This is a genomic window from Glaesserella parasuis (assembly GCF_002015085.1).
Classification (GTDB): domain Bacteria; phylum Pseudomonadota; class Gammaproteobacteria; order Enterobacterales; family Pasteurellaceae; genus Glaesserella; species Glaesserella parasuis.
Genome location: NZ_MUXW01000048.1, coordinates 1 through 8,185 on the forward strand (window position 1 = coordinate 1; position 8,185 = coordinate 8,185).

Genomic DNA, 8,185 nt, shown 5'->3' on the forward strand with positions numbered 1-8,185 from the left:
AAAAATAGTCAGTACCCCACAATCAGACCGCTTGTTTAGACAATACTTTGCAGCAGATCGCCGATTTTAGCGAGCTATTCGAGCTATTAAACCAAGCAATCATTGATAACCCACCGCAACTTATCCGTGACGGTGGCGTTATCGCCGAAGGCTACAATGCTGAGTTGGACGAATGGCGAAGTTTGGCAGAAGGGGCAACCAAATTCCTTGAAGATTTAGAATCGAGAGAACGAGCCAAAACAGGCATTGATACCCTTAAAATCGGCTTCAATGCGGTACACGGCTACTATATCCAAATCAGTCAAGGACAGGCTCACAAAGCTCCGATCCACTATGTCCGCCGTCAAACGTTAAAGAATGCGGAACGTTACATTATTCCTGAGCTGAAAACCTATGAAGATAAGGTATTGAAAGCGAAAGGGGCATCTCTTGCCCTTGAAAAACAGCTTTATGACGAACTGTTTGAACTGATAATACCACGTTTGGGAGAATTGCAGTTGGCAAGCCTTGTGTTAGCAGAACTTGATGTGCTGACCAACCTTGCCGAACGTGCTGAAAGCCTGAATTATGTGATGCCAAGTTTTAGCCATCAGCGAGGTGTGAATATCAAAGGCGGTCGCCACCCCGTTGTGGAACAAGTGCTAAAAACGCCGTTTATCGCCAACCCTGTACTGCTCGATCCACAACGCCATTTGTTGATCGTCACAGGTCCGAATATGGGCGGTAAAAGTACCTATATGCGACAAATTGCCTTGATTACCTTAATGGCGTATATCGGCAGTTTTGTACCTGCCGACAGTGCAGAAATCGGACCGATTGACCGTATTTTTACTCGTATAGGTGCGTCTGATGATTTAGCTTCAGGGCGTTCAACCTTTATGGTGGAAATGACCGAAATGGCGAACATCCTGCACCAATCCAGCGAAAACAGCCTTGTTCTCGTTGATGAAATCGGGAGAGGCACATCAACCTACGACGGCTTATCACTCGCTTGGGCGTGTGCCGAATGGTTAGCGAAGAAAACCCAATCGCTCACCCTATTTGCCACCCACTATTTTGAGCTAACCAGCTTACCAAACCAGCTTAAAGGTGTTGCTAATGTCCATTTAGATGCGTTGGAACATAACGACACCATTGCCTTTATGCACAGTGTACAAGAGGGGGCAGCAAGTAAAAGTTATGGTCTAGCCGTTGCCGCCCTAGCAGGCGTACCAAGGCAGGTGATCCAACTGGCAAAACAGAAACTCACACAGCTTGAACAACTTTCGCAACAAACGGCACAATTAGACGCAAATCCACAACAAGATTTACTCTTTTCAGTGAATTTGCAAAATAATAACGATAACAAACCGCTTGTAGAACCGTCCAAAGTCGAACTAGCCCTTGCGGAAATCGATCCTGATGAACTCACGCCGAAACAGGCGTTGGAGGCGTTGTATCGGTTGAAGTTACTTATAAAATAAAGACACCTTGGAATGTAGACAAAATTGGAGATTATAATAAAAAGCCCCATTTCTAACTGCTCAGGAACTATAAAACAGCACTAAGCCTTTTTATCATTGAATTTACTGAGTTTTTGAATGATCACATTTAAATTAGTATGGGGCTTTACCTAGAATGTGAGATAGATGTTAGATAAAATGTAAGTCATCTTTTCCTCTTTTCACGACCCTTGTATAATAGCATTGCTTTTTTAAGCAATGACAATTTATTTTATTTCAGATATCACAAGGGTCTTATTATGAAAAACTTCTTAACTTGGCCTGTGGTTGCAGGTGCTGCACTTGGTATCGTTGCTCCACTTCAATATATTCGTCCTGAGTTAATCGGCTTAGTTTTAGGCTCTTCAGTGATGGCACTTTTGACCAAAGAATTTCGTCCTCGTGGCGGTTCTGCCCCCATTGCACGCATTATGCTAGGCTTTTTTGCTATGTTAGGTGCTTTAACCTTTCTCGGCTGCCCGTGGATTTACGCTTAGGCGGAGGAGATTTAACCAGTATTGCTGGTATCGTTGGGCTGCTTGCGGGTGTTTTTGCAGGGATTTTCTTCTTCAAACGTGGATTTTCGCTCGGTAAGTCCGGCGAACAAAGTACAGCATCCGGCATAGTCCCTATTTTTATTGTGATCGCCCTGTTTATTGCCCTGATCACCCAATTCCGCTTTGGTGAAAACTTACCCATTTTCTTCTCTGAAAAAGACCCTGCTGCCCAACATGCCAACCTATGGCTTTCATTAGGTGCTGGTGTGCTTGTCGGTATCGTTATGCAACGCTCTCGTTTTTGTTCAATCGGTGCATTCCGTAATTTTATCTTATCCAAAGACAGCTATCTGCTAAACGGGATTGTTGCATTGGCGGTATGTACGTCTATAACCAACCTAATGCTGGATCAGTTCAAACTTGGTTTTGAACAACAACCAATTGCCTATAATGATGTTGTATGGAACTTCCTGAGTATGACACTGTGCGGCTTATGTTTTTCTCTCGCAGGAGGCTGCCCAGGTAAACAACTGGTGCATTTAGGTGAAGGTAATAATGATGCGGCACTTTTCCTTGTCGGAATGCTATTAGGTGCGGCTGCAGCTCATAACTTTTCGCTGGCAGCATCAGGTACAGGCATATCCACCTTTACACCTTATGGGGTTGGACTTGGACTGCTTTTCTGTATCTATATTGGATTTACCAATAAGTCTACTCATCAGAACTAGGGTACTGTGCCTTATTAATGAAATACTGACGTACTTCAGGTACAGTACCCGATTATACTTAGGTTATATTTTCTAACCCAATAATTGTGAGATAAGTCGAAAGACTCTATACTGAATCAGTATAGAACCTTTAGCTAGCGGTCATCACAAATGATAGTATCGCAAAACTTTTTAATTAATGATTACATAGAAATTTGAACCATCACGCAAGATATTTAAGGCAATGGCAGATGGATTGGAATCAAGAACCTTACGCAACTCTCCTAAATTCTCAATGGTACGACGATTTACACCAACAATTACATCGCCTTTTCTAAATCCTCTTGCCTCAGCAAGTGAATTTTTTTCAACTTTAGTGATTTCAACGCCTTTTATTCCTTTTTCATTATAGTTTGAAAACTCAGCACCATTTAAACTTGGTAATAAACTTTTCGCACTTGTTTTGGTTTGTTCGTCAGATTGTAATGTGACTTTAACATTTTTCTCTTTACCATCGCGTAAATAGGTTAATTCAATTTCTTTACCAGCTCCAGTAGTCGCTACTTTTGCTCTTAGTTCTGCGAAACTACGGATTTTCTGACCATTTAGCCCCGTAATCACATCACCTGCTTTCAAGCCAGCTTTAGCTGCAGCAGATTCTGGTATTACTTCGCTGACAAAAGCACCTTGTTGTGCATTAACATCAAAGGCTTTAGCTAAATCTGCATTAAGTTCACCACCTTTAATACCAAGTAAGCCACGTTTCACTTCCCCAAATTCAATAATTTGTTGAACGAGATTGTTTGCCATATTACTTGGAATTGCAAAGGCAATACCTGCATTACCGCCACTTGGTGAAATAATCGCAGTATTGATACCGATTAATTCGCCGTTTAAGTTAATTAATGGGCCACCTGAGTTACCACGGTTCACCGCAGCATCGGTTTGAATATAACTCTCATACCCTTCGTCGATATCGCCTGTTGAACGGCCCAATGCCGATACAATGCCAGATGTCACCGTTTGACCTAACCCAAATGGGTTGCCGATAGCCACAGTGAAATCACCAACACGCAATTTATCTGAATCTGCAATTTTAATTTCAGTTAAATTTTTAGGATTTTCTAATTGGATTAATGCCACATCAGACATTGGGTCTGCCCCAACTAATTTGGCTTTAAATTCTCGACCATCTTCTAATTTAACGGTAATTTTATCGGCATTATCAATAACGTGATTATTTGTCACTACATAGCCTTTCTTCGCATCAATAATTACACCCGAGCCTTCGCCTTTAAACTGACGAGGAGATCCGCCATCTCTAAACATATCTGGACCAAAGAAGAACTCAAATTCTTCTGGAACTGCACGTCTTGATGCTGATGCTTGAGTTTTACCTTCAATAGCAATGCTGACTACCGCAGGACGTACTTTTTCTAACATTGGTGCAAGGCTTGGTAATGCTTGTCCGTTTACAGCAGTAGGCAATGTAGCGTGAGTCGCCATAGGTGCAGAAAGCACACTTAATCCGAGTACTAAAGAGGTTAAAAGTGATTTTTTCATTGTTACTTTCATTGATTATCCTTACTAAATTTATTTTACTTCTTATGCCGAACTTGATGAGTTCGTGTTGCTTTTGACTCTGATTTTATTTGTCAGTTCTCTGTTTTGTAGTTAATTGTTTAAAAATCATTCTTTCAGCTAATTTTCGGTATTATGTAGCACTTACACAAACATTCAAGCTTTTCGTAGGGGCAGGGATACAAACGCTTGTGTTTGAAGGTTGGCTTTGCCAACGGCTACGAAGTAGCGAGCGAAGCGAGTAAACCCCACTCGCTATTATGGCGCGTATGCGTAAACTGCTAACCATTATGAATGCGTTGGTTAGACGCAATGAAAAATGGGACGCTACACGCTACTTATCCACAGAGTCTGTGGGTTAAAGTTGAATAATTTTTTTTGTGTGTGAACACAGTTGCTACATAATATCGCTAATTTTAATCAATATTTGACCGATATAATTACAAAAATGTGAACTACTTCACATTTTATATAAACAAAGTTTTGTAGGCTAATTTACTTTAAGGTAACAAATTAATAGAATACACCGCCTTTTTAGGTTTAACTTATATTCAACTTTTTATTCACAGGATCTCCATTATGTTGTGGTTCTTATTTTGCGTAGCCGTATTAATCTTAGGCTACTTCGTTTACGGTAAAATCATCGAAAAAATTTTCGTGATTAACCCGAAAAAAACAACGCCAGCTTACACAATGCAAGACGGTGTTGACTACGTGCCAATGTCTAAAAAGCGCATTTGGCTCATTCAGTTATTAAACATTGCAGGAACAGGTCCAATCTTTGGTCCTATCCTTGGTGCGTTATACGGACCAGTTGCAATGCTTTGGATCGTATTAGGTTGTATCTTCGCAGGTGCAGTACACGACTACTTCTGTGGTATGTTAAGTGTGCGTAACGGCGGTGCATCAATGCCTAACTTAGCTGGTAAATACTTAGGTCGTCCAGTTAAAGCCTTTATTAACCTTTTAGCCGTTGTATTACTTCTTCTAGTAGGGGTAGTATTCGTAGCAAGTCCTGCTCAATTATTAAGTACAATTACTGTTGACGTATTTGGTTCAGCAGGTGGCGCACTCTCTTTAGATAACGCTGAAGAAATTGCGAAAACGGCAACGGCAGCAAGCGACATTACTGTATGGGGTATGGATAAACCAACGGTAATTGCAGTTTGGACAACCATCATTTTCTGTTACTACATTCTTGCAACCTTACTTCCAGTTGATAAAATCATCGGTCGTATCTACCCATTCTTCGGTGCGTTATTGCTATTTATGTCGATAGGTATGGTGTATGGTTTAGTCACAAGTCACTTCAGTGCAACAGATCCTGTCGATTTCTTCCGTACTATTGATGGAATGAGTGCTGAGAAGTTCTTCCAAAACTTCCAAGTTAAAGGCGATGTTCCAGTTTGGCCGTTACTCTTCTTAACCATCTCTTGTGGTGCATTATCAGGTTTCCACGCAACACAAACTCCATTAATGGCTCGTTGTGCAGAAAACGAAAGCGAAGGTCGCTTCATTTTCTACGGTGCAATGATTGCTGAAGGTGTTATTGCGTTAATCTGGTGTATGGTTGGTTTAGCATTCTATGAAAACCCACAAGCTTTACAAGATGCAATCGCAGCAGGTTCACCGTCTAAAGTGGTATATGATTCTTCTCTTTACTTCTTAGGCTTCGTGGGCGGTATCTTTGCAGTATTAGGTGTGGTTGTATTACCTATCACATCTGGCGATACTGCATTCCGTGCAGCACGTTTAATCATTGCGGAGTTCTTCAATATTGAACAAAGAACTTTAGTAAAACGCTTAATGATTTGTCTTCCATTATTTGCTATCGGTTTTATCGTTTCAAAAATCGACTTCAGTATCTTATGGCGTTACTTCACTTGGGCAAACCAAACGACAGCAATGGTAATGTTATGGACAGCAGCGGCTTACTTATATCGCTACAATAAATTCCACTGGGTATGTACAATCCCTGCGGCATTTATTAGTACCGTATCATTTACCTTCTTAGCGTACAATAAGATTGGTTTCGGTTTAGATTACCAATTATCGGTATACATTGGTTTAGCATTAGCAGCAGCGTGCTTAGTTGCATTCTTCACAATGATTAAACGTGAAGGTCAAGAAGACCTGGATGTTTATATTGATGATACAACTAAAGCATAATCATTGAATTGTTGAACTATAGGGGCGAATTTTCGCCCCTTATTTTTGTGGATGAACACAGTTGCTACGAAAAAATTAAGTGTTTGTGCAAATGCTATATAATACTGGATAAGTACAGAAATCAAAGCTCTTTTTTTGAAATATGAATTTGGACGAATGGCACATCTAGAAAACAGACTTATCAACAGCTTACTGTTAAATACGAGTTTTCTCAATGTTTTTTAATCCCTGTAATTCGACACCATTCTTCTTTTTCCATGATAGAATCAAGTTTAAAGCTATTTTGGTAAGCTTCACAAACGGATTCTGCTTGTGTAGCAAGAATACCTGATAAACCTAAATTCCCCTGTGGTTTTACTAACGTGATAATTTGAGGGGCAAGTTCTTTTAACGGGCCTGCAAGAATATTTGCTATAACGACATCAGCAATTAGGTTTTGCGGTTGATCTTTTGTAAGAAATAGTTGCAATCTATCCGCTACACCATTTACTTCCGCATTGTTCTGACTAGCTAAAATTGCTTGTGGATCAATATCGATACCTATTGCTTTTTTTGCACCTAATTTAAGAGCTGCAATTGCTAAAATTCCCGAACCACAGCCAAAGTCAATGACCGTTTTATCTGTTAAATCCAGACTGTCTAACCAAGCTAGACAAAGTGCAGTTGTTGGGTGTGTTCCTGTGCCAAATGCTAAACCAGGATCTAGCATTACATTGACTGCATTTGGATCGGGAATTTCTCGCCAACTTGGGCAGATCCATAAACGTTTACCGAATTGCATTGGGTGGAAATTGTCCATCCATTCCCGTTCCCAATCTTTATCTTCAATTTGTTCTATTTTATATGGAAAGTCAGTAGCTACAAGTTTACTTTTTACTAATGTAGAAACAATCTCTTTCATGTCAGTTTCTGCATCGAATAAGGCAACGACATCAGTATTACCCCAAAGACGAGTTTCTCCAGGAAGTGGCTCAAAAATTGGCGTATCTTGGCTGTCCATAAAAGTCACGGACACTGCTCCAATATCTTCTAAAAAATCGCTAATTTTCTCAGCTTCTCTATCTGTACTATTTAAACGAATTTGTACCCAAGCCATTTTGTTTTCCTTCATTTTTTAATAAAAGATTATTATAGCCTTGCATAGCAGGAGCATACAAGATTAAGTATAAGTCAATCCAAATAGAACTAAATAATGTATCTTATTTGAAAATAACAAGATCGAATATTTTGGTCTAAAAATGTATATTTTTAAAATTTACTCCAGTGATTTATTACTAAATCAACGCATCTCTATACACATGAATTACATATGGATATCATTGCCACCATACGAAATTGATACATCTGTACTGGCGTATTAAATAAATCTTTCATCAAACCACTCCTTGCCATCGCAGGTAATCCGATTGAATTATATAGCTTTTTTCTCTTAACCTATTCAGGGCAAGTTTGTAGTAAATATCTTTTTCGGTTCGCACACAATAATGGGAAATGACATTATTTGAAAGCGTATCCATTAACACTAATACGCCAAAATAACGTCCGAAAAACGTTGTATCCATAATGATGATATTCAGGTATCGATTTGAAGGCGGTTTTAAAGCCGTTTTAGGCGCTTTATTGATATATCTTTGAATCGTTCTGACTGAACAATGATATTTAACGGCAAGTTGTTGATAGGTTTGTTTTCTGGATGTGTAATCAGTCCAAATTTTTATTGGATCTAATTTTGATCTGCACCCCAAAAGTT

At 39.7% G+C, this 8,185-nt stretch carries 3 protein-coding genes and 3 pseudogenes; 3 read left to right on the forward strand and 3 right to left on the reverse strand.

Annotation, left to right across the window (positions count from 1 at the left end):
• Positions 1-20: 20 nt before the first annotated feature.
• Together mutS and yedE are read left to right on the forward strand one after the other, a co-directional pair.
• Positions 21-1,463 (forward strand): annotated as a pseudogene (mutS, locus tag B0183_RS10315) (DNA mismatch repair protein MutS); the annotation flags it as partial.
• Positions 1,464-1,741: 278 nt separating this feature from the next.
• Positions 1,742-2,706 (forward strand): annotated as a pseudogene (gene yedE, locus B0183_RS10320) (YedE family putative selenium transporter).
• Positions 2,707-2,877: 171 nt separating this feature from the next.
• Here yedE and B0183_RS10325 read toward each other — a convergent pair.
• Positions 2,878-4,260: a Do family serine endopeptidase gene (locus tag B0183_RS10325; RefSeq protein ID WP_035495663.1), complete on the reverse strand. Its 1,383-nt coding sequence runs from the start codon at positions 4,258-4,260 to the stop codon at positions 2,878-2,880.
• 585 nt (positions 4,261-4,845) lie between these two features.
• Between B0183_RS10325 and B0183_RS10330 the strand changes: the two genes are divergently transcribed.
• Positions 4,846-6,435: a carbon starvation CstA family protein gene (locus B0183_RS10330; protein ID WP_021110064.1), complete on the forward strand. Its 1,590-nt coding sequence runs from the start codon at positions 4,846-4,848 to the stop codon at positions 6,433-6,435.
• Between the two features lie 211 nt (positions 6,436-6,646).
• Here the strand turns inward: B0183_RS10330 and prmA are convergent, their stop codons facing one another.
• Positions 6,647-7,531 (reverse strand): 50S ribosomal protein L11 methyltransferase, encoded by an 885-nt coding sequence (prmA, locus tag B0183_RS10335; RefSeq protein ID WP_021112872.1) that lies wholly within the window; start codon positions 7,529-7,531, stop codon positions 6,647-6,649.
• Positions 7,532-7,808: 277 nt separating this feature from the next.
• Positions 7,809-8,185, reverse strand: a pseudogene (locus tag B0183_RS10340) (hypothetical protein); the annotation flags it as partial.

Excerpts from the sequence above, each read along its gene's own strand:
- B0183_RS10325 (WP_035495663.1), bottom strand. The coding sequence starts at position 4,260 with ATGAAAGTAACAATGAAAAAATCACTTTTAACCTCTTTAGTACTCGGA.
- B0183_RS10330 (WP_021110064.1), top strand. The coding sequence starts at position 4,846 with ATGTTGTGGTTCTTATTTTGCGTAGCCGTATTAATCTTAGGCTACTTC.
- prmA (WP_021112872.1), bottom strand. The coding sequence starts at position 7,531 with ATGGCTTGGGTACAAATTCGTTTAAATAGTACAGATAGAGAAGCTGAG.